The organism is Bacillus sp. NPDC094077 (assembly GCF_050279465.1).
GTDB lineage: Bacteria > Bacillota > Bacilli > Bacillales > Bacillaceae_G > Bacillus_A.
In genome coordinates, this window is record NZ_JBNNUF010000008.1 from 18,600 (window position 1) to 45,254 (window position 26,655).

Sequence of the window (26,655 nt, forward strand, 5' to 3'; positions counted from 1 at the left end):
GAGAGAGTAACTATGGAAAAATACCGCATGGATACAAGTAAAGGAATTGAGTTTGGATTATATTCAATTGGGGATCATATTTTAAATCCACACAATGGGAAAAAATCAAGTGCAGGGGAGCGAATTCATGAACTTATTGAAACGGCTAAGTTAGCTGATGAAGCTGGACTTGATGTATTTGCGGTTGGTGAAAGTCATCAAACGCATTTTACAACGCAAGCCCATACAGTTATTTTAGGGGCCGTTGCACAAGCTACGAAAAATATTAAAATTGCGAGTTCTGCAACGATATTAAGTACATCAGATCCAGTCCGAGTATATGAAGATTTTGCAACAATTGATTTAATTTCTAATGGCCGTGCTGAAATCGTAGCTGGTCGTGGTTCTCGTATTGGAGGATATAGTTTACTTGGTTATGATGTAAATGATTATGAAGAGCTATTTGAAGAGAAGATGGATCTTTTATTAAAGATTAATAAAGAAGAGAGTGTGACATGGAATGGGCAGTTCAGAGCACCACTGGAACACGCTTCGATTATTCCAAGAGCTAAAAATAATAACTTACCAATTTGGCGTGCTGTAGGTGGCCCGCCAGCAAGTGCGATTAAAGCAGGACACGCAGGTGTTCCGATGATGATAACAACACTTGGAGGACCAGCTATTAATTTTAAAGTTTCAGTAGATGCTTATCGTGAGGCGGCTACGCAAAGTGGATTTGATCCAGCGAGTTTACCGATTGCAACAACGAGTTTATTTTATACAGCAGACAATTCACAAGATGCGCTTAGTGAATATTATCCTCACATTAATGCTGGAATGATTGCATTACGCGGTAGCGGGTATCCGAAGCAGCAATTTACAAATGCATTAGATTATCGTGACGCCTTAATGATTGGCAGCCCGCAACAAATCATTGAAAAAATGCTTTACCAATATGAATTATTTGGACAGCAACGTTTTATGGCACAAATTGATTTTGGTGGTGTACCATTTGATAAAATTGAGAAAAATATTGAATTAATTGCTACTGAAATTTTACCAGTTGTTAGAAAACATACAGTAAAATAATTTGAAAAATACCGAGAATCTAGCTGATTCTCGGTATTTTTTTATGAATTTATTTAGTTTGAAAAAATGATAAAAAAATGAATTTTTAGTCTAGAAAGGGTCGAGTGGTTTTCTATTTTTGAATAACAATATAATGGGATTGAATTTTGAAAATATATTTTTCTCTTGACAAAATCCAAGCGATTTTTCTGGTTGGTTCTAAGGACATTTTTTTGGAGGGAAGTCAAGTGTATAAAGAGAAAAAACATACTTTTATAGATATAAAAGCAAGTTTCACATTCGGAAAATGCATTTTAATAATATAAAAAATGTAATTCAAAAAAATTCCAAAAGACATATTTCAGACAAAATGATGTCAATAATACGTCAAAAATCATCTGAATTTATTATGTAAGTATATTATACAATTCGATTAACGAATCAAAACACTACGGAAATAGTGAAAAGGTAAATAATAGCAGCGCAATAGTTTGAAAAACTGAAATTTCATATTTTTCAACAATACATACACGATGTTTTTGTCTTTTCGCATTTCTTAATAATTGATTTTTTTAAGATTGCTCAATTAATTTTAATTATAAAAACTATGAAGGAAGTGATTTTAGTATGGAAACGCTCGAATTGGCACGAATACAGTTCGCATCAACAACGATTTTCCATTACTTTTTTGTTCCGCTGTCTATTGGTTTAGCTTTTATTATTGCGATAATGCAAACTTTGTATGTGGTAAAAGGACAAGAAGTATATAAGAAGATGGCGAAGTTTTGGACGCAATTATTCCTTGTTAACTTTGCGGTAGGTGTAGTAACAGGTATTTTACAAGAGTTTCAGTTTGGTATGAACTGGTCAACATATTCACGTTTCGTAGGTGATGTATTTGGTCCATCACTTGCAATTGAAGGATTATTAGCATTTTTCATTGAGTCTACATTCCTAGGTTTATGGGTATTCGGTGAGGATAAATTACCGAAGCGAATCCACCTCTTATGTATTTGGCTCCTTTCAATTGGAACAATGTTATCAGCGTTTTGGATTTTAACTGCAAGTGCATTTATGCAATCACCTGTAGGGTATGAAATGGCAGCCGACGGTCGTGCGCAAATGAATGACTTCTTAGCAATTATTCAAAATCCACAATTATGGGTACAATTCCCGCATACAATTACGGCTGCAATTGCAACAGGTGCATTCTTTATTGCAGGTGTAAGTGCATGGAAAATCACAAAAGGTCAAGAAACGGTAGTATTTAAAAAATCTTTCCGAATTTCTATCATTGTTGGAACGATTACAACAGCGCTTGTATTATTCTTCGGTCATGCGCAAGCACAACAGTTAATTAAGACGCATCCAATGAAAATGGCGGCAGCTGAAGCGCTATGGAATACGAGTGAGGATCCAGCGCCATTTACAGTATTTGCGAAAATTGATACAGAGAAGAAAGAAAATTCGTTTGAAATTCAAATTCCTTATATGCTAAGTCTATTATCATTCGATAAATTTAGCGGTCAAGTAGAAGGTATGAATCAAATTCAAAAGCAATATGAAGAAAAGTATGGACCTGGGGATTATATTCCACCAGTACACACTATGTTTTGGAGTTTTAGAGCGATGGTAATGAGTGGAACATTCATGCTTCTTCTAGGAGCTTACGGATGGTTCTTATCAAGAAAAGATCGTTTAGCTGAAAAAACGTGGTATTTAAAATTAATGGTATATGCAATTTCACTACCGTTTATCGGTAATACGGTTGGATGGATTATGACTGAAATGGGTCGTCAACCTTGGGTAGTATTTGGTGTAATGAAAACTAAAGATGCTGTATCACCAAATGTAACGTTCGGTGAAGTATTATTCTCACTTATTTCATTCACATCAATGTATTTAATTATGGGTGGAATTTGTGTGTACTTATTCGTTCGTATCATTAAGGGGCATACGAATAAGAAAACGAAAAAGGATTATCAAAGCCATGATCCATTTGATAAGGAGGAAGAGTATGTTATCTCTTAATGAGTTGTGGTTTTTAGTTATAGCAATCTTATTTGTAGGATTCTTCGTACTGGAAGGTTTCGATTTCGGTGTAGGAATTGTTTCAAGGTTTTTAGGAAAGAATGATTTTGAAAAACGAGTTTACTTAAATACAATAGGACCGTTCTGGCACGCGAATGAAGTATGGCTTGTTTGTGCTGGTGGAGCTATGTTTGCGGCATTTCCGCACTGGTATGCAACTTTATTTAGTGGTTTTTATGTTCCGTTCGTATTTATGCTGCTTGCTTTAATTTTAAGAGGAGTTTCCTTTAAATTCCGTGCGAAAATAGATAACCATAAATGGAAGAGTACATGGGATTGGGGTATGTTTATTGGGAGTATGCTACCTCCTATTCTTTGGGGAGTTGCGATTGCAAACTTTATGGTAGGTGTACCTATTGATGAGAGTAAAAATGTTGTAGGTGGATTCTTGCAGTTACTTCATCCATTTGCGTTACTTGGAGGAGTAATGTTCCTTCTGCTATGTATTGTTCATGGACTACAATTCCTTACAATACGTACAACTGGTAAATTGAGAGAACGTGCACGAAATGCTGCAATAAAGATTGCACCATTTTCATTAATAACACTTCTTATTTTTGCTGGTATAGGGTTATGGAAAACCGATATTTTCACTGCTCATGGCACAGAATGGATCATGGTACCAATTGGAGCTTTTGTAGCACTATTAGTGTCTACTTTATTAAATAAAAGAAGAAGAGATGGTTGGGCTTTCTTTATGACGAGTTTAACAATCATTTTACTAAGTGCGAGTGTATTTATCGGTATGTTCCCACGTGTTATGATTAGCTCTTTAGGAGCAATGAATGATTTGACTATTTACAATGCAGCATCAGGAGCTTATGCATTAAAACTTATGACTTACTTTGCGATTGCTATTTTACCTTTCGTTATTGGAAGTCAAATATGGAGTTATTATGTATTTAGACAACCTGTTAAGTCAGACAACGATTTGGAGTACTAATGAAAAGAAAAAGAGGACTTCCGTCTTATCCCGGTAGCCGTATTTTATATGTAGTGTTAACGATTATTAGTATATTAGAAGCTTTTAGTATTATTGCGCAAACAGTGTTTTTAGCGCGAGCTATTACGTTTTTATTTAATGGAGAAACAGTGCAATCTGTGTTGAATGAAACTGTTTATTTTGGGATCATGTTTGCGGCACGTCACATGTTAGTTCGAGCATCACAAATTTTAGTTGAACGTTTCGCTGAAAAAACAGGGACGCAACTGAGGAAACAATTAATAGAGGCGTATTTCACGTTAGGTCCAAGGTATGTTCAAACTGTCGGAACAGGTCATCTGGTTACCCTATCGATTGAAGGAATTGAGAAATTTAAAACATATATTGAACTAACAATTCCTAAAATGATTAGAAGTAGTGTCGTACCAGGACTAATTGTTTTATATGTTTTTACACTGGACATTAAGTCTGGAATCATTTTAGTTGTAACGATTCCTATTGTGATCATATTTATGGTCCTTTTGGGATTGGCAGCGCAGAAAATGGCGGATAGCCAATATGAAACATATCGTGTACTTTCTAATCATTTTGTAGATACGTTAAAAGGGTTAGAAACATTAAAGTATTTAGGGAAAAGTAAACAGCACGAAGGAAAGATTGAAAAAGTAAGTAAAAGATATAGAGAAGCAACGATGCGTACTTTGCGAGTTGCTTTTCTTTCTTCTTTTGCATTAGATTTCTTTACGAGTTTATCTATCGCATTCGTAGCAGTTGGGTTAGGGATACGTTTAATAGATGGGACAATTATATTGTTGCCGGCCCTTACGATTTTAATTTTAGCTCCGGAATATTTTCTGCCAATTAAGCAAGTGGGAGCGAATTATCATGCTACATTAGATGGACAACTTGCCATGGAGCAAATAGAAGAGATTTTACAGAAACAAAAGGAAATGGAGATAAAAGAATCAAATGTAGAGATTGCATGGGATTCTTCTAGCGGCATAAAGTTACAAGATATAAAAGTAAATAACGATGAATCTGATAAGGATATATTAGAAGGAATTGACTTTACTTGGAAAGGTAACGGTGCTATTGGAATCATTGGTGAAAGTGGAGCTGGAAAGTCAACATTAATTGATGTGTTGGCAGGATTTTTAACTCCGTCTAATGGGAAACTGTTAGTAAACGGTGTAGAAATTGACGCATCTACTCGTGAAGATTGGCAAAAAAATATTGCTTATATTCCGCAGCAACCATATATTTTTCCACTTTCATTAAAAGATAATATTTGTTTCTACGAGACAAATACAACGGATGAAGAAATTAAGAAGGTTATTCATGATGTTGGTCTTAGTTCACTCGTTGCATCCCTTCCAAATGGGATGCATGAAAGAATTGGAGAGGGTGGACGTATGCTTAGTGGCGGACAAGAACAACGCGTTGCCATGGCGCGTGCACTTTTAAGTAAAAAGCCAATTATTTTATTAGATGAGCCTACGGCGCATCTTGATATTGAAACTGAATTTGAAATAAAGCAATCGATGTTACGTCTGTTTGAAGATAAGTTAGTATTTCTTGCAACACATCGCCTGCATTGGATGAAACAGATGGATCATATCCTTGTTTTAAATAAAGGGAAAATTGAAGAAAGTGGAACATATGAAGAGCTTTTAAAGAATGAGACATTCCATTTTCATAGGGAAGAGAGGGGAGAGAAATGAGTAACTGGATTAAGCCCTATATACAGCAAAATAAAGGTAGAATGACTTTAACTGTTTTCCTTGGGCTTCTTGGAGTTAGTTCAGGTGCGATGTTACTTTTCATTTCAGGTTATTTAATTTCTAAATCTGCTCTCAGACCAGAAAATGTAATGGCTGTATATGTTCCGATTGTTGCAACACGTGCGTTTAGTATAGGACAAGCGGTCTTTCATTATATAGAGCGTTTAGTTGGGCATGATGTCGTACTACGCATATTAGAAAAAATGAGAACGAAACTATATAGAATAGTAGAACCACAGGCGTTATTTTTCCGCTCGCGATTTCAAACGGGTGATGTGTTAGGCGTACTATCCGAAGATATAGAGCATTTGCAAAACCTATATTTACGTACAATATTCCCTAGTATATTAGCACTAGTTGTATATAGCATCTTCGTACTTGTTATCGGTGCATTTGATTTCATGTTTGCACTGATTGCCGGTTGTATGTTAGCTATTATCGTTTTTCTTCTTCCATTTGTATCATTACTTTTAATGAAGAGACATCATGTTGCTTTGAAGCAAGGAAGAAACCGTTTGTATCAACAACTGACAGATGCAGTCTTTGGATTATCTGATTGGCAGGCAAGTGGTCGAAAAGATGAATTTATTGGTGCATATATAGAGCAAAATGATCAATTGTTAAAAACGGAGAAGAGAGTGAAGCGCTGGTATCATATTCGAGACAGTCTCATTCATTTAGTAGTAGGTATTGTAGTTATTTCAATGATTATATGGACTGGGAATGAAGCGGCAAGCGAACAGATTGCACCTACAGTTATCGCGGCTTTCGTATTAATGACTTTATCCGTCACAAACGCGCTTATTCCTATTTCAGATGCCATCGATCGAATCCCATCGTATGTAGAATCTGCTCGTCGTCTTAATCAAGTAGAAAGTGATAGTGTTTCACATGATGAAAAGGAAATACATGGAGCTAAAGATTATGTTGCATTAAAACATATAGACATTGAATTAAATAATGTATCGTATAGTTATCCAGATAGTAATGAAATTGTATTAAAAGATGTATCGTTACAAATAAAAGCAGGAAAGAAAATTGCTATTTTAGGTAGAAGTGGGACCGGGAAATCTACTTTACTAAAATTGTTAACAGGGGCGTTATGTCCGGTAAAGGGCCAAGTTTTATTGAGTGGTGAACGAGCTCATACGAATCTTTTATCTAAATATATTTCTGTATTAAATCAAAAACCGCATTTGTTCGATACGACAATTGGAAATAATGTGCGAATTGGCAAACCGGAGGCGAATGATGAAGAGATATGGAAAGCTTTAGAGAAAGCACAATTAGCTTCGCATATTACTTCTCTTCCAGATGGATTACAAACAAAAATGCATGAAATGGGAAAGAGGTTTTCTGGTGGGGAAAGGCAAAGGGTTGCTTTTGCTAGAACGCTTATGCAAGAAGCTCCAATCATTGTACTTGATGAACCGACTATCGGGTTAGATCCAAAGACAGAGTTATCTTTAATAGAAACAATGTTTTCTGCAACGGAAGAAAAGACAGTTATTTGGATTACACACCACCTTGTCGGAATAGAACATGTAGATGAAGTTATATTCCTTGATCATGGTCAAATCGTCATGCAAGGAAGTCATGAGCAATTACTTAAAGAAAATGAGAGATATCGTATGCTTTATGAGTTAGATAAAGGAATATAATTTGATTAAGTACTTATTGTTAAAATAGCTGCACCTTATGGTGTAGCTATTTTTTGTTAAGAAATACATATTCTTTTTAAGGCATAGATCTATTTGATTCTCCATTATTTTATGATAGTAATGAAATGTTTGTATTATTTAATATGTATATTCAGGGGTAAAAAGTATTCTATTTTGTTACGGTTTGCATAAAAGTATAAAGGTTCCCTACAGATATAGTAATATAATTATAATTTCTGATGATAGTACGAACGATGAAGGTAATGCTATGATCCAACCGTATTTAAGTGAATATGAATGTATTACAGATGAAGAAAGGAAATGTAGTTTATATAGAGGAACCTCTTAGTTATTTTAGACAACATGGTGGGCAAAATCAAAAACAAATGCAATTTAGATTAATGACAATTGAAGAATGGATTGAATTAATAATAGATGCATATAATAGTGGATTTTTAAATTGTGAGAAAGATTATAAAGAGTGCTTAACTCATTTTTGGAAAATTCAGGGTTAATAATTAAGGATGCAGTAAGAAGTGGGGAATTAAATCAAATTTATAATGAAAAGATAGAGAAGGCGCTAAATAAGGCAGTTACTTGTATATTTGAGAAAGAAGTTTGCTAATGTCAATATTGCAATCAACAATTTGAAAAATTTTCTCCTTGGCCAGCACATTATGATTTTCCAAAATATAAATTTGAGATGTGGAATAAAGATACGGGGATTTGTCCAGTATGTGATTCGCTGGATCGTGAAAGGATATATCGTGTATATATTGAAACAGAAACCGATTTGTTAAGTAGAAATGATACTATGCTTCATATTGCACCTGAAGCGAAGTTAAGAGGATGGTTTAGCCAGTGTAAAAACGTTACTTAAGTATGTGGGGATATTGAACCAAAGGATCCATTAATGCAGGAAATAGATGTTACAAGAATTATATATGAAAATAATACATTTGATGTGATTTTATGTAGCCATGTATTAGAACATGTTCAAGATGATGAAAAAGCGATGTGAGAGTTATATAGGGTATTAAAGCCAAATGGATGGGGAATTATTCACGTGTCAATCGTAATGAATGTAGATTTTATCCCGCATTAACGGGCAGTAAAACTCCCACCTCAAAATTCGGTTGGAGCAAAGAAGTTAGGTGGGAGATCAACTGCCCGTAAAAGCCCGATTGGTTCAACTAATAATCAGTGGGGGATGGACAAAACCCCCACTGATTAAAGTTTCACTTTATTATAGAGAATGAATTAATTAATTGTAACGCCAGAATTAAGAAAATTAGCTTTTGGTCATGAAGATCATGTAAGAATTTATAATCAATCGGGATTTATTCAACGATTAATGAATGCGGGATTTAAGGTGGAATTGTGTAACGTAGCTGAAAAACAAGGAATGAGAATTGCTAGGAAATTTGGTTTATCTGAAACTGATATGCTCTATAGATAGTAAGTGATAGATGAAAATGGAGTATATTCTTTTTCGCGTACTTAAATGAATTGAGGGAACTTGAAATATCCCACATATATACGAATTATGGACCTTTAAATCAACGTTTTGAAGAAGCGTTAATTCTTAGCAAAATAAGAATTGACGCTTTTTGTTTTATGCATAGAGCAGAGTGTATCATATTTTTAGGTTTTAAATTTAGTTGACCAAGGCAATACTGAGCCATAGTGAATGTAAAGTTGGAGGGCGAGAGTATATGTTTGATGAGGATGGGATTGTTTTAATTATGGAACCTGCTGATGAAAGGAACATGAGGAGATTTATTTTTACAGTGCCAAAGTCAGTTTACGAAAAGAAGGGGCTTTCATTACACTACGGAACAGCTATAGGACAAGGATATATGGATATTATTGAAGATATTATTAGTGTACATATAGAAATAGATGTTGTAACGATAATAGGACATGTAAGAGTGTAGATAGTTATTTGAAAAAAGGTTAAAGGCAATTTAGCTAGAAGTTATGAAGTGAAGCAAACAGACAATTTTAAGGACGAAGGGAATCTAAAATGAAAATAAAATACATTTTATTAGCATTTATAGTTTCAATTGGTTTAATGGGGTGTTCAATAGTAGAGGAAGGAAAGAACTCTTTAAATTATGCTCAAAAAGCAACAGACTATGTGAATGAAATAAGTGCATTTGCAAATGAAGCGCCAGCATTAGTTGAAAAGGCTGTTAATGATGGGGAAGCCCGAAAAGAATTGGAAACGAAGCTAAATGAAATTAAACAAGATATACCAGCTTTTAATGAATTAACACCACCAGATGTGGCGAAGGATCTTCACCAACAAATTGTCGGATATAATGAAAAGTTAAATACATTAATTGATACGTCTATGAAGAAGATAGAAGAAGGAAAAATAGATGTAGAGCAATTTAAAAATTCTGAGCTTATGCAGACGATAGATCAAGTTCGAGATTTGAAAGATAAGGTGCAAAATTTAGGTCAATAATGAAAAGCTCCGTTTTTGATAAACGGAGCTTTTTAATGTTTTCTAACGGAAAAGTTCATTATATTTCTTCCTATTAATATAAGTATTATTAGATCTTCCACTTTTCTAAAATATGTATTGTTTTATTGGTTGCATCCATTTTCACTTGAATACCTATAGGCATAGTGATCATTGGATGAGTATGACAACAATCAAAATCAGCTAGAAAAGGAATTTTTTGATTATGTAGTACTTCTAATAGTATTTCGTAAGGTTTTCGATTTGTACCGCAATCATCAAATTGCTCATGTTTTCCAAGAATGATACCTGAAACTTTATCAAATACGCCGTTAATTTCAAGTAATGAAAAGCTTCTTTCAATAGTAGCTGCATCTTTTGAGCTATCTTCAATAAATAGAATATCTCCTTCTTGAATATGTGGCATATAAGGGCTACCCCAAATTCCTTGTATTGTATTTAAGTTTCCACCAATAATACGTCCAGTAGCTTGTCCATTTGTTACAGAAATCCAATTATTTGGTCTAAGCTCTTTTTCTTTCGTCTTCTCTTCCCAATTAATAAATTCATCTGACCAAAATAACGGTTGTTTTATGTGATAAGGAAGAGGTGGATCAGTCAGTAATACGTCTGCAAAATATTTGTATGTGTAATCTACAAAAGGCTCAAATTCCCCAAAGGAAGGAACGAGGGCAGGACCATAAAATGTAGGAATTCCTGTTTTTGCATAAATTCCTAGTAATAAAGCTGTTGCGTCTGAATAGCCAATCATTATTTTAGGGTTATTTTGAAAAGCATCATAATCAATATAAGGTAATAACGAATTTGAATTCATACCACCAATTGTGGACATAATGCAAGAAATATTAGGGTTTCTTATCAAGTTATTTAGTTCCTCAGCACGCTCTTGAATACTGCCAGAACGATAATAATCATATCGACTTGTAAGTGAACCTTCTAATATATGAAATCCTTTCTTTTGTAAGTATGATTTTGCACGATTAAATCTATTTGGAGAAGTATAGGTTACTGGTGAAGAAGGGGAGTATATCCCAATTGTATCTCCATGTTTTAATCTTTTTGGGAGTATCATTTGTAGGGATCCTTTCTAGATAGAAGTATTGTCTGTATTTATTGTTGAATATTCTTACTTTTTTGTGAACTCCCAGTATAACATATACGTAAAAAGAATTGTATGGAAATAATAATTACTGTAGATGAATAAATATGCTTTTTACCTTGACGATATACAGGAATTGTTGTTATGGTTAACTGTGAGTGTATAAAAGGTTTGCTAAAGGAGTTTTGAAATGAAGCGGTTAAAATGGGGAAGAGTAACAATCCTATTAGTCATTATTGCAGGGATATGTTGGTTCTTATTCCAAGGAACTCAAAAGAGTGCAACAAATGTAGAGGGACCACCTTTACAAGTGGCAGAGCTACCTAAAACAGGGTTAACTGAAAAAGTAGTCCCACAGAAGTACATACCACCAAAAATTGATGCAAAAGCAGCTATGATTATCGATGCGAGTGATGGAGATATTATTTATCAATATAATGAAAATGAAGCTTTTGCGCCAGCAAGTATGTCTAAGATGATGACAGTATATCTTTTATTAGAGAGTGTACATAATGGGAAAGTTCATTGGGAAGATTCAGTGAAAATGAGTGCGAAAGCTGCACAAACAGAGGGTGCGAGAGTCCCAGTACAAGTGAATGACACATTAACTGTAAAAGACTTATACCATGCATTAATGATTGAGTCGGCTAATAATTCGGCTGTGGCTTTAGCGGAGCATATGGCAAAGACAGAGAAAGATTTTGTTCAGCTTATGAATGAAAAAGCGAAGCAGTTAAAAATGTCGGATTATGCTAAGTTTGCCAATGCTTCAGGATTACAGGAACCTGATGGAAGTGAGACGAAGATGACAGCTGCTGATGTAGCAACATTGGCGTATCATCTTATAAAAGATTATCCAGAGATATTAGAAGTGACTCACTTACGTCAAAGTCAGCTAGCATTTAATAATATTAATGTTATAAGTACAAATGACATGTTAAACAAAAATAATAAAGCTTTATATATAGAAGGAATAGATGGGCTAAAAACAGGATTTACAGATAGTGCAGGATATTGTTTTACGGGTACTGCAAAACAAGGAGATACTCGAATTATTACAGTTGTCATGGGGACTTCAAGTAAAACAAAACGTTTTACAGAGACGAATAAGTTAATGTCTTATGCATTTGGATTAGTTAATTAAGTAAAGCAGTTTATTGTTACTTATTTTGGGTAAACCAGTAGTACTTGCTGGCGAAAAAGAGTTTCAACCATTAGAAACTCGTGTGAAAATTTATAAATCAAGTATAAATCATAAAAGGTGAACAGGCATACGACCTGTTCACCTTTTATAAGTTGTAAGGGTTATTTTGCTGGACATCTTTTATCTGACTTTTTAATTCGTTTTTACGTGTTTCAATAACTGATACTTTTTGTAATGTTATAAATGAGAATAGTTGAATAGAAGCGTAGTATAATTCTATATTTTTGTTTATGTGATCGTCTATTATGTTTTTCACAAATGAACCTCCTTGTTTTCTATTAGTAAGACTCTCATCTGAAATTCGACGTTAAGTGGAGAGCGACTGTCCGTAAAAGTCCCATTGTGCACATCTCTGTTGATGAGAGTTTCATATTATGTGATTATATAAATGATAACGGAAATATTTCGAAAATTCCATAGTTAGTCAAAAATAAATAGTCAATGAAGTATGTATTTTCTTTAAAGTAGAATGAGGTTTTGTGCGCTAAATCTTATAAATCGTCAAATTGTTTTAAAATCATAAATCGTATAGAAAATTAGTTTTTTAAAAATATTATACTATTGATAAATTAAGTAATTTTTGCCATGATAAGAGTACACTTCATGTAATCAATTTTATCAAGGAAACACATACTCTGTTTTGTATTAGGTTAATAGAATTTTTTATATTGGATAGAAAATGAGTATTCTATATTGAGATAACGAATAGAATGTCGAATTTTAATACAATACATAAGAAATTTGAAAAAATCGTTGCAAAAACACACTGTTTAATGGTAAAGTTCACATGAAGTTCACACGGAATTCACTTCATTCGTTTAAAATGAACGACGTGTGAAAAATAAAACTCTTGCTAAAAAATGGAACTGGATGAATATTTTACTTTGATAATATTGTAAAGTATTAAGTTTATAGTTTTTCTCAAGAGGATAGTAGGGAAAGGAAGTAAAGACAACTTATGAAAAAAGTAATCGCAGGTTTAGCAGCAGCGTCTGTAGCAGGCGTAGCAGTTCCTGGAATGGATTCTGCTCATGCACAAGTTTCAAATGATGCGCTAAAAGAAATTAATGGACAAACTCAAACTCAAACTCAAACTCAAACTCAAACGACTGTAACTGAAACAAAAAATGTAGAAACAACTTCTGAATTAAAATACACAGTAACAGCTGATGTATTAAATGTACGTTCAGGTGCTGGTACAGGACATGACGTTATTTCTAAAGTAAAAGAAGGTCAAGTACTACAAGTAATTGGACAAGAAAACGGTTGGTTCAAAGTTAATGTAAATGGTCAAACAGGTTATGTAAGTGGGGACTTCGTAACAAAAGGTGGCAATAAAGGAACTACTGTTCAACAAGGAACAGGTACTTATACAGTAAACGTTTCTTCACTAAACGTACGTACAGGCCCAAGCGCGTCTCATACTGTTTTAGGTTCTGTAAACAAAGGTAAAACAGTTCAAGTTGTAGGTGAAGTTCAAGATTGGTTTAAAATTAACTTCAATGGTGGAACTGGATACGTAAGTAAAGACTTCGTAACAAAAGGTGGTTCAGCTGTATCTAACGAAACACAGCAACCAACTACAAACAACAATACTACTACAGTTCAAACTGGTGGTTCATATGTTGTTAACACAGGTGCTTTAAAAGTACGTACAGGTCCAGCTACATATAACCCTGTAATTGGTGGGGTAACAAACGGTACAGTATTAAACGTTACTGGTGCTGAAAATGGTTGGTATAAAATTAACCATAACGGCCGCACTGGTTATGTAAGTGCAGACTTTGTGAAGTTTGTAAAAGGCGGAGTGAACAATGTAGGTACTGGTGGTAACCAAGGTACGAACCAAGGACAAAACCAAGTACAAAAACCAACAGCGCCAACAGGTGGAGATACATCTTCAATCGCTGGATTCGCTAGATCTTTAAATGGTTCAAAATATGTATTTGGTGGTCAAACTACTGCTGGTTTCGACTGCAGTGGATTCATTCACTACGTATTAAATCAAACTGGTCATTCAGGCGCTCGTCAAACAGTTGCTGGATACTGGAGTTCTAAAACAAAAACTAGCAATCCACAACCAGGTGATTTAGTATACTTCTCTGACACTTATAAATCAGGTCTTTCTCACATGGGTGTTTACTTAGGAAACGGTCAGTTCATTAGTGCAGAGAATGAAAGTGTTGGTGTAAGAATTAGTTCAATTAATAACTCTTACTGGGCTAAACACCTAACAGGTTACACAAAAGCATACTAAGAAAAAGTAGTTTATATACTACTTTTCGTATAGAGAAAAGGCTTTCCAGGGAAACTTGGGAAGCCTTTTTCATAGTTATATAAACTAGAAATATAGAGTAGTATTTATTTCAAATTTCCATGCAAAAATTTAGCATATAAATCATGGAAGTAGTTTGGACGAAACAAATTTGCTGCATGTCCAGCCAATGGAATTTCTTTATATAAAACATTTGGAAGAATAGACTTTAAATCAAAAAGACAAGATTTATAGAGATGATCATGTTCACCCATTACCCATAATATAGGGTGAGGAAGTCCTTTTAATTTTGATTTTAAGTCGAATTCTAAGCGATGACGTAATGATTGAGCAATTATAGACGAGTGTAATTGTAACCCAAAGCGATAATAAATATTTCGTGAAATAACAGCGAACGGATTTGCCTTTAATATTCCGCTTGGGAAAATTGTATTTGCATATTGAGAAAGCCAAGTGGAATATTCATCTCCTCGCTTTTCCCAAAACTTTTGAAACACGTTATATAAAAGGGAAGGATTATTATAATGTCCACCAATATGACAAATGCTTAATACTTTTTCAGGGTGCATTTGTGCAAAAATTGTAGAGATATAACAGCCGTAGCTTAGAGCGCAAATATGAGCCTCTTTAATTCCCTCTTTTTCATACAAGTTTAATAATTGATCTACGAGCCGCTGCAATGAAAATTCAATATCTTCTCCTTTATCTTCACCGTGACCTAATAAGTCATAAGTTATAATGTTGTAGGAAGCAGAAAATCGTTTATGCTCTTTTTTGAAGGCGCGGCGATTTCCAACTAATCCATGAATAAAAATGATTGTTTCCTTTTCGGAATGTTTATTTGTTTGCAAAAAGGATACTCCTTTCAATGCTGGAGATTTATATAGTATTTTAAATTGGCTAATTGATAAAATTCGTTATATATTTTCTATGCGTAGTCTATAATTCACATAGAATAATATAAGTACCAGGTAATAATATCAGATGTTTATATCTGTTGTAAAGATGAGTTTGTATGTATATTTTGTAAAAATAGAAAAAGTGTGTTTACATTCAGTTTACATTTGTATTGTATTCTAGTTTTAGAAAGAACAGTTTGGCTTAACACGAGGAGATGAACATGAGTGGAAGTTAGAAATGAAATGAAGAAAAAAGGGAATTGGAGGCAGTTTTTACGCCTTATTCAAGATACAAATCCTCCAAAAGGGATTCTTGTTTTTGCGTTATTAATGAGTTTGCTTTCTACGGGAGCGAGTTTATTTATTCCGATGTTAACAAAAGGGTTAGTGGATAATTTTTCGCTTTCGTCAATTAGTACAGGACAAATTGTTGGGCTAGTTGCCTTCTTTATTATGCAAACTATTGCTGCAGGATTGTCTATATATTTATTAAATTATATTGGACAGAAGATTGTTGCGGGACTAAGGGAACGCTTGTGGAAAAAGGTGCTTATTCTACCGGTATCTTATTACGATCAGAATAGAACAGGTGATACAATTAGTCGTATGACAAATGATACAGGTGTTGTGAAAACATTAATTTCTGAGCACTTGTCAAACTTATTAACTGGCGGTATTTCAATAATTGGATCATTAATTGTATTATTTGTTTTAGATTGGAAAATGACTGCTTTACTTTTAACGGTTATTCCACTATCTGTACTAATTTTAGTTCCGCTTGGACGAAAAATGTATAAGATTTCAAAAGCACTTCAAGATGAAACAGCCTCTTTTACAAGTGTGTTAACGCAAGTATTATCAGAAATTCGCTTAGTGAAATCTTCAAATACAGAAAAAAGAGAATATGAAACTGGTAATAAAGGTATCCAAAAGTTATTGCAATTTGGTTTGAAAGAAGGAAAAGTGCAAGCTTTAATTTCACCAGTTATGTCGTTTGTATTAATGGCATTACTTGTTATTATCGTAGGCTACGGTGGAATGCGAGTTTCTAGTGGTGCATTAACAACAGGTGAACTTGTAGCGTTTATTTTATATTTAGTTCAAATCATTATGCCGATGAGTCAATTGTCTATGTTCTTTACTCAGTTCCAAAAGGCGATTGGTGCAACTGAAAGAATTAATACGATTTTAGAGTATGAAGTAGAAGACCATGAAACTGGTGTGAAGGTTTCGAATGCTAAGCAGCCGATAGTAATTGAAAATGTACATTTTGAGTATAACGAAGATGAGAAAGTATTAAAAAATATTGATTTCACAATTGAATCTGGAAAAGTAACAGCGATTGTAGGTCCAAGCGGTAGCGGGAAAACGACGTTATTCTCATTATTAGAACGTTTTTACGAGCCGACTAGTGGTGCCATTAAATTAGGTGAAGAATCAATTACGAGCTATTCATTACAGTCATGGCGACGTCAAATTGGTTACGTTTCACAAGATAGTCCGTTAATTGATGGGACGATTCGTGATAATATTTGTTACGGTGTTGAAGGTGAAGTGACTGATGAAGAAATCGAAAGAGTAGCAGCGATGGCTTATGTTGATGCATTTATTCATGATTTACCAAACGGGTATACGACAGAAGTTGGAGAGCGTGGTGTGAAGCTTTCTGGAGGACAAAGACAACGAATAGCGATTGCTCGAGCGTTACTTCGAAATCCACAAATCCTTATGTTAGATGAAGCGACTTCAAGTCTGGATAGTAAATCAGAGTCTGTCGTTCAAAAGGCGTTAAATAACTTAATGAAAGGTAGAACAACTTTAGTTATTGCACATAGGCTTTCTACTGTTGTAGATGCAGATAAAATTGTCTTTATTGAAAAAGGGAATCTTACAGGAAGTGGCTCGCATGATGAATTATTACGTACACATGATATGTATCGTGAATTTGCAACGCAACAATTGAAAATTAAAGAAGGCGCATTATAAGATGAATAATCAGTGGGGATTGTACTCCACTGATTATTCATTTTTATAAATTATATAAAGGATGCTAAGTAGAAAGGAAATGGTTCCTTTGATACCAAAAATTTTAATAGTAGACGACGATCCGCACATTAGAGAACTCGTTTCTGTATTTTTAGAACGAGAAGGTTTTCAAACATATGAGGCAATTGATGGTCTAGATGCACTTCAGAAAATAGACGAAGTGAAAGTTGATATGGTTATTCTTGATATTATGATGCCAAATATGGATGGGTTTGATTTGTGTTTTGAATTAAGAAAATACTATGATATTCCGATTTTGATGCTAACTGCCAAAGGGGAAACATCTCAAAAAGTAAAAGGGTTTCACCTCGGAACAGATGATTATCTTGTAAAACCATTTGATCCTATAGAACTAGTAGTGAGAGTAAAGGCGTTATTGAAACGTTATCAAATTACAGTATCGCAATCGATTCAAGTTGGAAATGTATTATTAAATCGTAAAACATTTGAAGTTAACGTTGGAGAACAAACGGTTACGTTACCGCTAAAAGAATTCGAGTTACTCTTTACATTAGGTTCTAAAGCGGGGAGAACTTGTTCGAGAGAGCAGTTAATTGAAGATGTATGGGGATATGACTTTGAAGGGAATGAACGTACACTAGACGTTCATATTAATCGGTTACGTGAAAAGTTTCAAGAAGAGAAGTCGAAGTTTAATATTAAAACGATAAGAGGCCTAGGGTATCGCTTAGAGGTAAGTAAATGAGAAAAAGAGAACGAATGAGTAAGTTGAAGACGCTGAAAGTAATTGGAGCTATAATAGCGCTCTTTTCTTTTCTTACTATAATTTGGTCTACAGCATTTTATGTATCATCTAGTATATTGAATGCCCTTGCAATAAACGTATCGCCTTTTGTTACTTTTCTAATTAGTGATATAGTCAGTTTTATATTTATTGTTCTTATATGGATATTGATTGGAGTACTAATGAGACCGAAGCGAGAAGCAATGATTTGGACTATTATTGAACCGATACAAAAAATTGCAAAAGGAGACTTCTCCGTAAAAATACGAAATGAAGAAAAGTATGATGGTGAAATTGGTGTACTCGTTAAAAGTATAAATGATATGACAGATGAGCTTAATGCAATGGAGAAAATGAGACAAGAATTTGTATCGGATGTTTCTCACGAAATACAGTCACCGTTAACATCTATAAAAGGTTTTGCCAGAGCGCTACAAGATAATAGCCTTTCCGAGGAAAAAAGAAAGCATTATTTTACAATTATTGAAACTGAAACAACGAGATTATCTAAACTGAGCCAAAATTTACTGAAGTTAACCCTTTTAGAGTCGGAAGAGTACACACCAGAAAGAGTGACTTATCGATTAGATCAACAGTTAAAGCAAATTGTGTTAAATAGTGAACCACTCTGGGCTGAAAAAGAAATTGAGTTAGACCTTGATTTAGAGAAAGTGCATATTACTGCCGAACAAGAAAGTATGAGCCAAGTGTGGATTAATTTAATTCATAATAGTATTAAATTTACTCCAAGTGGTGGTACGATTACAATTCAGTTAAAAGAACATGAGGAATTCGTAGAGGTACGTATTCATGATACAGGGATTGGTATATCAGAAGAACAGAAGCAACATGTTTTTGAGCGTTTTTATAAAGCGGATTCTTCACGGAATCGTGTTCATGGAGGAAGCGGATTAGGATTGGCAATTGTAAAAAAAGTAGTAGATCTTCACCAGGGGGAAATAAAGGTTGAGAGTATGGAAAGAATGGGCACAGAATTTATTGTGCGTATTCCTAATCATGAAGAAAAATAGTGTTAGGGGGGAGCTCCCTCATGCCCATCAAGCAAGCTAAGATTATATAATTTTACGCTGGAAGTCAAAAGTTTTTTAAAATTTACGGATTAAGAATAATTTTAAGAGCTTTTTTATAACAAAAAAACAATAGCCCTCTTATATTTTAAATCAAAAAGACTGCCGTTTTTTCGTTTGGAAAGGGCTGATAAGAAAAGAATGCGTGTCAGCCCTTTCCAACACATAGAATAAGAGTAAGAACATTTAAAAAATACTGGATGTTTTTTGAATCGTTAAATAAATTATGCCATAATCCTAGAAAATAAAAATGGTGGTATAGATTTAATTTTTAAATTATTCTTATTATTGTTGCGGGTGGTGGAAACTAATATTGAAATTATTATATAAAATATTTAATGATAATTATTATAGGATTAAGCCTTATGAACAAGATGGAAAACTCTATGAAAAAATGGGGATAAAATGGTTTAAAAGGGTGTTACTTCGTAGAGCCATGAATAGAAGACATGAAATACTATTTAAGAACTATTTTTATGGGCTATAGTGGTAGTTGTGGCTTTGCTGGAGAGTTGTATTATTTATTTTATTAATCATAGTCGGGGGTGCTTGCTTCTGCTAAAAAACTATCGGAAAAGACGCTCATATATGAGTGTCTTTTCTTTTGTATAAAATGATTACTGACGATATTCAACTGTTTATAATGTTACGTTATATCAACCTGACGTGAATAAAATATACAGTATGCTTTTGCCTAATTAGACATATAAAATGGAAATAAAAATATATTGGAAGGGTGTTATGAAACTAGTAGGACAACAAATTTATATTCGACTTTACAAAAATTCTGACGCCAGCGAGTTAGTTAAATTACATATTAGAAATCGCGATTGAAAAAGTATATCTTGCACAAGGGGCAACAGGTTTAAGTAAATCAATTAATGGACTAGCAGCTATTGTAAAATAAGAATTTGAGTTAGACTCCGTATCTTCTTGTTTATTTGTTTTTTGAAATTAATCACATGATAAACTAAAAATTCTGGTTTGGAAACATAATGGCTTCTGGTTGCACTATCGCAAATTAGAAAGTTGAAGGTATAGCGTAATTAGGGATAGATTACTAAAAGGGAAATCGAAGTTAATTTAGGGTTATTTTACTCGATAATCAGGAGTAAAAATATTATGTAAAGAGAGCACTAATATGATCCTTGAAAATATAAGTACTTTAAAGGTTGAAAAGCTTAAGGATTTTAGGATAGGAGTGAATAAATACTTATGAAACAAACGATGCGTGTCCTTATTTCTGGAGCGAGCATTGCTGGACCGGCACTCGCTTACTGGCTTCATCGCTACGCCTTTAACGTGACAGTAATAGAACGTGCACCAACATTACGCACGGGTGGATTCGGAGTTGATATCCGTGGTGCAGCTATTACGGTGCTTAAGGAGATGGGGATACTTGATCAAGTTCGTGCAGCTGACACGAACTCCACTGGTGTTCACTTCGTAAACGACAAAGGTAAGATTGAAGGCCGAATAAGCGAAGTAAGTATGGGGAATCAACAGGGGGTAGACATCGAAATCATGCGTAGCGATCTTAGTAATATTTTATACGATTTAGCTAAAGATACAGTTGAATACATTTGGGACGATTCGATTACCTCTGTACATGAGACTGAAGCTGGTGTAGAAGTTCAATTTGTTCATTGCAAGCCACAGACTTTTGACTTGGTCATCGGTGCGGACGGGCTCCATTCTAATGTACGCACCTTAACTTTTGGTGATGAAGCACAATTTAAACGTACGCTTGGTTGTTATATCTCGATTTTCACCCTCGAGAATTATCTCAACCTCGATCGTTGCACGCTTATTTATTCGATTCCAGGAAAAACTGTGGGTATGTATAGCGCCCTTGATAATACTGAAGCAAAAGGTATGTTTTTGTTCCAATCAAAACCATTAAAGTACGACCGCTATGATGTAAAAGTGCAAAAAAGCATTGTAGAAAATGTCTTCTTAGGCCATTCAGGTTGGGAAACTTCGCATTTACTTAAAACTATGAAAGAAGCGACAGATTTTTATTTTGATGAGATTTGCCAGATTCACATGTCTAAATGGTCTAAAGGGCGGATTGCATTGGTAGGAGACGCTGCGTATGGCCCATCACCTCTTTCGGGTCAAGGTTCTAGTCTGGCGCTTGTCGGGGCTTATGTATTAGCTGGAGAACTCAATGCTGCACATGGTGATTATGCTCATGCTTTTGTTGCTTATGAACAAGAAATGAGAGATTTCGTTGAGAGAAATCAAAAAATAGGACTAATGGCTGCCAAGAGCATGGTTGAAAAATCAAAATTTAAAATCACCCTACGTAATTTAATGTTTCGCGTGCCCACTCTTATGACCGTGCAGTTTAAGTTAATTTCGAAAATGATAGCAAAAGCTGCCAACGGGATTGAACTGAAAGATTATTGATATGGATAGCTATGAGAGGCGTTTCAGTCTATTTTTAATTTATTTGCTAGAGTGTTGCTAACAACCAGTGACACGATTAAAAAAGCTGTCTATTATTCAGTAACTATATATTTCCTGTCAGGACAGCTAAGAGCAAACAGGCCCTAAAGCCTTGAAAAATATTTTTTGATATTCCACAATCAGACGCGATTGTGAAATAAAACTAAACGTTAAGTAACTTCAAAATATACAATAAAGACTGATTTTAGAGTTACTTGACGTTGACAAACAAAAACGTATACATTTTCACCGGGAGATGCCAATTTTCTCGTTTTGGGGAAGAATCAACTTAAGAGATTTTAATATACCTAAGTACTAAAACACGTTATTCTTTCTAAACAAGATAAATTAGAAAGGGGAGAAATTTCTCCAATATCCATTGGTAAATTATTTCCATCATTTTCATTGAGGGCTTCGGCTCTCTTTTTTTATTTTAATTCGACAAAATCCGATAATATACAAATAAACAGTTTGCTACTATGAGATGAGAAATCCTACATTTTAAAAAACTATTTAAAATAACTAATACAGATTAGAGGGGAAAAAATGAAACGAAAGTTACTTACGGCGTTAACATGCGGTACATTACTTATAAGTATGGCTGCTTGTAGCTCAAATGAGAAGACTGTAACTGAATCAAAACCTAAACTAGAAGAAAAGATTCAGGAAAAACCGAAAGCTCAAACCGTTCAAAAGCAACAAAAAGATAGTTATATAGTAAGTGAAGATGATTTATCTAAAGCAGCACAGTCGATTGGAGAAATCCAAAACGAGCAAACTATAAATGACATGATGATACATATGTCTCTCCAAAAACTCACATTCAATGGAAATAATCTTCATGTTCCTGGTACCCGTTTTGTAGGCCAATTTCAAATGACCAAAGAAAACATTCAATACCTAAAAAATAACTTAAATGTTATCAATAATGATGAAAGACAAAAATATGAATCTATTCTGAACAAATGGTATGATGGAGATTTCGAATCTGCAGTTGAAGACTATATAGAAATTACTTATTTACGTTCTGGAAAAAAGCAAGATGTGGAGGAATCTAAACTAGCTAAAAAAACTGATAGTGATGAAAAAGAATTTATTCTCCATTTCTTTGGTCAAGCAGGATTAGATATTCATAATAAAGAGTGGAAACATGGAGAGTTATAGAAATAAAACTGAATTTCACTCCACTAGGAAGTACAATGTTTTTACTCTACAATACGGTATTTCCTTTGGGGATAGTGTCACACATCCTTAAGTTGATGGATGTGGGGTGGTACCCCATCGCTATCAACCTAAGATTTTAAGGTACCCCCTAAACGAAAGTTATGTGTTTTTAAGCACCGAAGTTCATTTTTATCGTTTTTAGGGCAACCTGTTCTGTTAGGTTGATAGGCATGTGGCGGTACGCCATAAAGTGCACTTTTCTTGAGTGGATCTAAAAGTAAAGAATCGTTGCTGTACCCCTTAAACGGTTAGATAATCCTAATTTTTTCTATTTAGACGACATGCTCAACGCCGCAGAAAAATAAGTTTATTTTCTGTTCCTAAAAGCAGCCTTTTTATATTTTCCGTATGCCTGAAAATAACCATAAACGCCATTAGGAATGCAAATATATAAAAATACAAGGTATTCCCAAAAACAGGAATAAATGAAATGACCGCAACAAGCAATGTAGCACATATTGTACCTAAAGAGACATAACGGGTTAAAGCTACTATTATCACAAAAAAGCCAAGGCATAAAAGGGCCATAACCCAGTCAACCATAAACAGCACAGCCACTGCTGTAAGTGCTCCCTTGCCCCCTTTAAACCCAAAATATACCGGCCAGTTATGCCCTATAACCGCCCCTGCGCCTGCTGCTAAAAGGCTTACGCAATCTTTAGCCTCTCCTGAATAAAAGTAAACGCTAAGGAACAAGCCTATATAACAGGCAACCATCCCTTTCAATATATCTCCCGCAAGAACAAAGACCGCAGCAGATTTTCCAATTACTCTCAGAGTATTGGTAAGACCGGCGCTTTTGCTTCCATGGCTTCTTATGTCCTTGCCGTATATTCTCCCTACAATCACCGCTGTATTAAGGCTGCCTAAAAGGTAGCCCAAAGCTAAGGCCGCAAAAATCTTTAAAATATCAATCATCACTCTTCTCCCTTTAAATTATTCTAAATCTCTTTTATTTCTCCATTAATACAAGGTTTTAGCATTGTCCTTCTCCAGAAAATTTTTCAATAAACTTCTACTTTTTTTCATGCTCAAAGGGCATCTACAATAAGGATGCATTAAATGATTGAATAGTCAGAAAAACGACCGATAAAAAATCCTTCATTAGTCACAATATTTTTAATCAAAATTGCATGCTTTCCTTCTTCTACTTCAATGATCCTATCAATTAATAAAAGGGGATAACGATGGGGAATAATTTCTTTAATTTGTTGAATAATGAACATGAATTTCTCTCCTTTATACCATAGCTAGATATTTTAGTTAGTTTGATTTCCTAAAATTACATGTTCGAATATTGGCAATAATTAGGACCTAGTAATATTATTTGATTATATAACTAGATGTAAAAATAGTAAAGGGGGGATACATGTATGCAATCAAAAGCAAGAATTACAGCTATTGGTACCTATGTACCTGAAAAAAAGTTGACCAATGATGATTTAGAAAAAATAGTAGATACAAATGATGCATGGATTGTACAAAGAACTGGGATGAAGGAAAGAAGAATTGCTGGTGATAACGAATATACCTCTACTTTAGCTTTTAAAGCTATTGAAAACTTAGTAGAACGTTATCATAAAAGTCTTGTCGACGTTGATTGTGTTCTCGTTTCAACAACTACGCCAGACTACACTTTTCCAAGTGTAGTCTGCCAAATACAAGAGCATTTTAATATTCAACATACAGGCGCTGTTGATTTCAATGCGACTTGTGCTGGTTTTACATATGGATTACATCTGGCGAATGGTTTAATTACATCTGGTCTTCATCGCAAGATTTTAATTGTAACGGCAGAAACCTTATCTAAGATTACAGACTATACAGATCGAACTACATGTATCTTGTTTGGAGATGGAGCCGCAGCTGTTTTAGTAGAGAAAGATGAAGAAGTGTCTAGCTTTATAGCTACCCATATTGGGACAAATGGAGGAAATGAAACATGAGATTACGTATTCAATTGTTACTCATGAATCTATTAAGTACCAGTATTATGGTAATTGCTATTTGGTATAGTGAGACGAAAATGTTACTTGAACCGGAACAAACGCGGTTATTAACAGTAATTGCATTTGGGGCATTCATTATTTCAACGTTTATTTATTGGTTAATGACACGTCCTATCATGAGATCTATACAAAATTTAATAAAATTGACGAAACAATTTAGTGATAGACACTTTGAAACGATGTATATAATTGGACAAGAACCACGGGAGTTTAAAGAATTAGCAACAGCCTTTCAACAGATGGCAAAAAAGTTAGAAGAAGGGTTTACTAGGTTAGAGGAAGAGGAAAAATCCCGTAAGAAGTTAATTACCAATATCTCACACGACTTACGAACACCTATGGCTAGCATGCAATTGATGATAGAAGCATTACAAGATAACCTGATTGAAGATCCTGAAATGAAAAAGCAATACTTAGCGACGGTATTAAAAGAAATAGAAAGATTAAGTGGATTAATTAACGACTTATTTGATCTTTCAAAGTTAGAGTTTGAGCAAGTAGATTTTCACCCAAGTTTCACACATTTAGATAAAGTTCTATTAGATGTATTAGAGTCACATTCTGTCTTGTTAGGAGACAAACAAATCCATGTGCAATTGGATGTTCCTGATACATTACCTCGACTTTTGATTATGTCTTGTAAAATAGAAAGGGTCATAGGTAATTTATTACATAATGCAATTCGATATTCTCCTATCTCTGGAACAATTGAATTGACTGTAGAAGAAAATAAACAAACTCAACAGGTCCAATTCACTTTGCGGGATGAAGGAATCGGACTCTCTCCAAATGATCAATTACGCGTATTTGAACGTTTTTTTAGAACAGATCGATCAAGAAGTTCGCAATCTGGAGGATCCGGACTTGGATTAGCTATTGCAAAATCATTGATTGAAATGCACAAAGGGGAAATTGGTGTGAGGAATCGCGCAGATGGTAAGCAGGGAAGTGAATTTTGGTTTACTCTTCCCATCACATCAGAAAAAAATAAGGACGCTGAAAGACTTTTGTAACATTTACGTTATAAAAATGAAAGACCTTCTTGTTAACATTCTACTACACAGTATGTTACAGGAGGTTTTTTACTTTATGAAAAGAAAATATGTATGGTTTATAGGTGGTTTGATAATTGTATTGGGGATTTTATGGTCATTGTTCCGACCAGAGAAATTATTTATTGATAAGCACGTGAATGAAGCATTGCCACAAACAGAGATACAATCAACTGAAGCAAAGCAACAAAGTGATCGAGTAATAAGTGAAGGGCAGTTTCAAAACGGTGTCCATGAAACAACTGGAACGGCAAAAATTCATCAATTAGCGGATGGAAAACGTGTTTTACGACTTTCTGATTTTGCAACATCTAATGGGCCAGATGTACGAGTTGTATTAGTTCCTACAAATCGTTTGAAAAATAATGAAGACGTGAAAAACTATCAGTATATTGAATTAGGAAAATTAAAGGGAAATAAAGGAGACCAAAACTACGAAATTCCTGAAGGTATAGATGTAAGTGCATATGGTTCGGTTTCTGTTTGGTGTAAAAGATTTAATGAAAACTTTGGTGTGGTTTATTTTAATAATTAAATATAAACTTGAAA

The 26,655-nt window shown here is 34.3% G+C and carries 20 protein-coding genes and 7 pseudogenes; 22 read left to right on the forward strand and 5 right to left on the reverse strand.

Annotated elements, in window-relative coordinates; all coding sequences use genetic code 11:
• Positions 1–12 precede the first annotated feature (12 nt).
• The 9 genes and pseudogenes from ACQKNR_RS18775 to ACQKNR_RS18815 all read left to right on the forward strand — a co-directional run bounded on the left by ACQKNR_RS18775 (position 13) and on the right by ACQKNR_RS18815 (position 9,996).
• Positions 13–1,068: an LLM class flavin-dependent oxidoreductase gene (locus ACQKNR_RS18775; protein WP_427319540.1), complete on the forward strand. Its 1,056-nt coding sequence runs from the start codon at positions 13–15 to the stop codon at positions 1,066–1,068.
• A gap of 606 nt (positions 1,069–1,674) precedes the next feature.
• Positions 1,675–3,078, forward strand: a complete 1,404-nt coding sequence (cydA, locus tag ACQKNR_RS18780; protein ID WP_427319542.1) for a cytochrome ubiquinol oxidase subunit I — start codon at positions 1,675–1,677, stop codon at positions 3,076–3,078.
• The gene (cydB, locus tag ACQKNR_RS18785) at positions 3,065–4,081 is read left to right on the forward strand and encodes a cytochrome d ubiquinol oxidase subunit II (RefSeq protein WP_427319544.1); all 1,017 of its coding nucleotides are present in this window, start codon (positions 3,065–3,067) and stop codon (positions 4,079–4,081) included. Before cydA ends, cydB begins: the two co-directional genes overlap by 14 nt.
• Positions 4,081–5,802 (forward strand): thiol reductant ABC exporter subunit CydD, encoded by a 1,722-nt coding sequence (cydD, locus tag ACQKNR_RS18790; protein WP_427319546.1) that lies wholly within the window; start codon positions 4,081–4,083, stop codon positions 5,800–5,802. Before cydB ends, cydD begins: the two co-directional genes overlap by 1 nt.
• Complete coding sequence (gene cydC, locus ACQKNR_RS18795) at positions 5,799–7,523, forward strand: thiol reductant ABC exporter subunit CydC (RefSeq protein ID WP_427319548.1); 1,725 nt, start codon at positions 5,799–5,801, stop codon at positions 7,521–7,523. Before cydD ends, cydC begins: the two co-directional genes overlap by 4 nt.
• Before the next feature lie 308 nt (positions 7,524–7,831).
• A pseudogene (locus ACQKNR_RS18800) lies at positions 7,832–8,628 on the forward strand (class I SAM-dependent methyltransferase); the annotation flags it as partial.
• Positions 8,629–8,765: 137 nt separating this feature from the next.
• Positions 8,766–8,982: pseudogene (locus ACQKNR_RS18805) on the forward strand (glycosyl transferase); the annotation flags it as partial.
• Between the two features lie 256 nt (positions 8,983–9,238).
• On the forward strand, positions 9,239–9,460 hold the full coding sequence (locus ACQKNR_RS18810) for a hypothetical protein (RefSeq protein WP_427319550.1): 222 nt from the start codon (positions 9,239–9,241) through the stop codon (positions 9,458–9,460).
• Positions 9,461–9,549: 89 nt separating this feature from the next.
• A complete protein-coding gene (locus ACQKNR_RS18815; protein ID WP_427319552.1) occupies positions 9,550–9,996 on the forward strand; it encodes a DUF6376 family protein in 447 nt (148 codons plus the stop codon).
• An 88-nt stretch (positions 9,997–10,084) separates the two neighbouring features.
• Here the strand turns inward: ACQKNR_RS18815 and ACQKNR_RS18820 are convergent, their stop codons facing one another.
• Positions 10,085–11,086: a S66 family peptidase gene (locus ACQKNR_RS18820; protein ID WP_427319554.1), complete on the reverse strand. Its 1,002-nt coding sequence runs from the start codon at positions 11,084–11,086 to the stop codon at positions 10,085–10,087.
• A 217-nt stretch (positions 11,087–11,303) separates the two neighbouring features.
• Between ACQKNR_RS18820 and ACQKNR_RS18825 the strand changes: the two genes are divergently transcribed.
• Positions 11,304–12,257, forward strand: a complete 954-nt coding sequence (locus tag ACQKNR_RS18825; protein ID WP_427319556.1) for a D-alanyl-D-alanine carboxypeptidase family protein — start codon at positions 11,304–11,306, stop codon at positions 12,255–12,257.
• A 145-nt stretch (positions 12,258–12,402) separates the two neighbouring features.
• Here ACQKNR_RS18825 and ACQKNR_RS18830 read toward each other — a convergent pair whose 3' ends face one another.
• Positions 12,403–12,618 carry a hypothetical protein gene (locus tag ACQKNR_RS18830; RefSeq protein WP_427319905.1) on the reverse strand — a complete coding sequence of 72 codons (216 nt, stop codon included), beginning with the start codon at positions 12,616–12,618 and terminating at the stop codon, positions 12,403–12,405.
• 657 nt (positions 12,619–13,275) lie between these two features.
• Here ACQKNR_RS18830 and entFM point away from each other — a divergent pair.
• Positions 13,276–14,574 carry an enterotoxin EntFM gene (gene entFM, locus ACQKNR_RS18835; protein WP_427319558.1) on the forward strand — a complete coding sequence of 433 codons (1,299 nt, stop codon included), beginning with the start codon at positions 13,276–13,278 and terminating at the stop codon, positions 14,572–14,574.
• A 104-nt stretch (positions 14,575–14,678) separates the two neighbouring features.
• Here the strand turns inward: entFM and ACQKNR_RS18840 are convergent, their stop codons facing one another.
• Positions 14,679–15,443: an alpha/beta fold hydrolase gene (locus tag ACQKNR_RS18840; RefSeq protein WP_427319560.1), complete on the reverse strand. Its 765-nt coding sequence runs from the start codon at positions 15,441–15,443 to the stop codon at positions 14,679–14,681.
• A 273-nt stretch (positions 15,444–15,716) separates the two neighbouring features.
• On the opposite strand from ACQKNR_RS18840, the gene ACQKNR_RS18845 reads away from it, so the two are divergent.
• From ACQKNR_RS18845 to ACQKNR_RS18880, 8 genes and pseudogenes are all read left to right on the forward strand, one after another.
• Positions 15,717–17,477, forward strand: coding sequence for an ABC transporter ATP-binding protein (locus tag ACQKNR_RS18845; protein ID WP_427319562.1), 1,761 nt, complete (start codon positions 15,717–15,719; stop codon positions 17,475–17,477).
• An 88-nt stretch (positions 17,478–17,565) separates the two neighbouring features.
• Entirely contained in the window at positions 17,566–18,243 is a 678-nt protein-coding gene (hitR, locus tag ACQKNR_RS18850; RefSeq protein WP_427319564.1) for an envelope stress response regulator transcription factor HitR, read from the forward strand.
• Positions 18,240–19,313, forward strand: coding sequence for an envelope stress sensor histidine kinase HitS (hitS, locus tag ACQKNR_RS18855; protein WP_427319566.1), 1,074 nt, complete (start codon positions 18,240–18,242; stop codon positions 19,311–19,313). Before hitR ends, hitS begins: the two co-directional genes overlap by 4 nt.
• 568 nt (positions 19,314–19,881) lie before the next feature.
• Positions 19,882–19,932, forward strand: a pseudogene (locus ACQKNR_RS18860) (YjcZ family sporulation protein); the annotation flags it as partial.
• A 179-nt stretch (positions 19,933–20,111) separates the two neighbouring features.
• A pseudogene (locus ACQKNR_RS18865) lies at positions 20,112–20,201 on the forward strand (GNAT family N-acetyltransferase); the annotation flags it as partial.
• Positions 20,202–20,337: 136 nt separating this feature from the next.
• A pseudogene (locus ACQKNR_RS18870) lies at positions 20,338–20,403 on the forward strand (hypothetical protein); the annotation flags it as partial.
• A 182-nt stretch (positions 20,404–20,585) separates the two neighbouring features.
• Positions 20,586–21,782 carry an FAD-dependent monooxygenase gene (locus tag ACQKNR_RS18875; RefSeq protein WP_427319568.1) on the forward strand — a complete coding sequence of 399 codons (1,197 nt, stop codon included), beginning with the start codon at positions 20,586–20,588 and terminating at the stop codon, positions 21,780–21,782.
• Between the two features lie 585 nt (positions 21,783–22,367).
• Positions 22,368–22,985, forward strand: coding sequence for a DUF6241 domain-containing protein (locus ACQKNR_RS18880; protein WP_427319569.1), 618 nt, complete (start codon positions 22,368–22,370; stop codon positions 22,983–22,985).
• A gap of 345 nt (positions 22,986–23,330) precedes the next feature.
• Here ACQKNR_RS18880 and plsY read toward each other — a convergent pair whose 3' ends face one another.
• Together plsY and ACQKNR_RS18890 are read right to left on the reverse strand one after the other, a co-directional pair.
• Entirely contained in the window at positions 23,331–23,963 is a 633-nt protein-coding gene (gene plsY / locus ACQKNR_RS18885) for a glycerol-3-phosphate 1-O-acyltransferase PlsY (RefSeq protein WP_427319571.1), read from the reverse strand.
• 143 nt (positions 23,964–24,106) lie between these two features.
• Positions 24,107–24,271 (reverse strand): annotated as a pseudogene (locus ACQKNR_RS18890) (3-hydroxyacyl-ACP dehydratase FabZ); the annotation flags it as partial.
• A gap of 147 nt (positions 24,272–24,418) precedes the next feature.
• On the opposite strand from ACQKNR_RS18890, the pseudogene ACQKNR_RS18895 reads away from it, so the two are divergent.
• The 3 genes and pseudogenes from ACQKNR_RS18895 to ACQKNR_RS18905 form a co-directional block, all read left to right on the forward strand.
• Positions 24,419–24,976 (forward strand): annotated as a pseudogene (locus ACQKNR_RS18895) (ketoacyl-ACP synthase III); the annotation flags it as partial.
• An 11-nt stretch (positions 24,977–24,987) separates the two neighbouring features.
• A complete protein-coding gene (locus ACQKNR_RS18900) occupies positions 24,988–26,067 on the forward strand; it encodes a sensor histidine kinase (RefSeq protein ID WP_427319573.1) in 1,080 nt (359 codons plus the stop codon).
• A gap of 76 nt (positions 26,068–26,143) precedes the next feature.
• Positions 26,144–26,641, forward strand: coding sequence for a DM13 domain-containing protein (locus ACQKNR_RS18905; protein WP_427319575.1), 498 nt, complete (start codon positions 26,144–26,146; stop codon positions 26,639–26,641).
• Positions 26,642–26,655 lie beyond the last annotated feature (14 nt).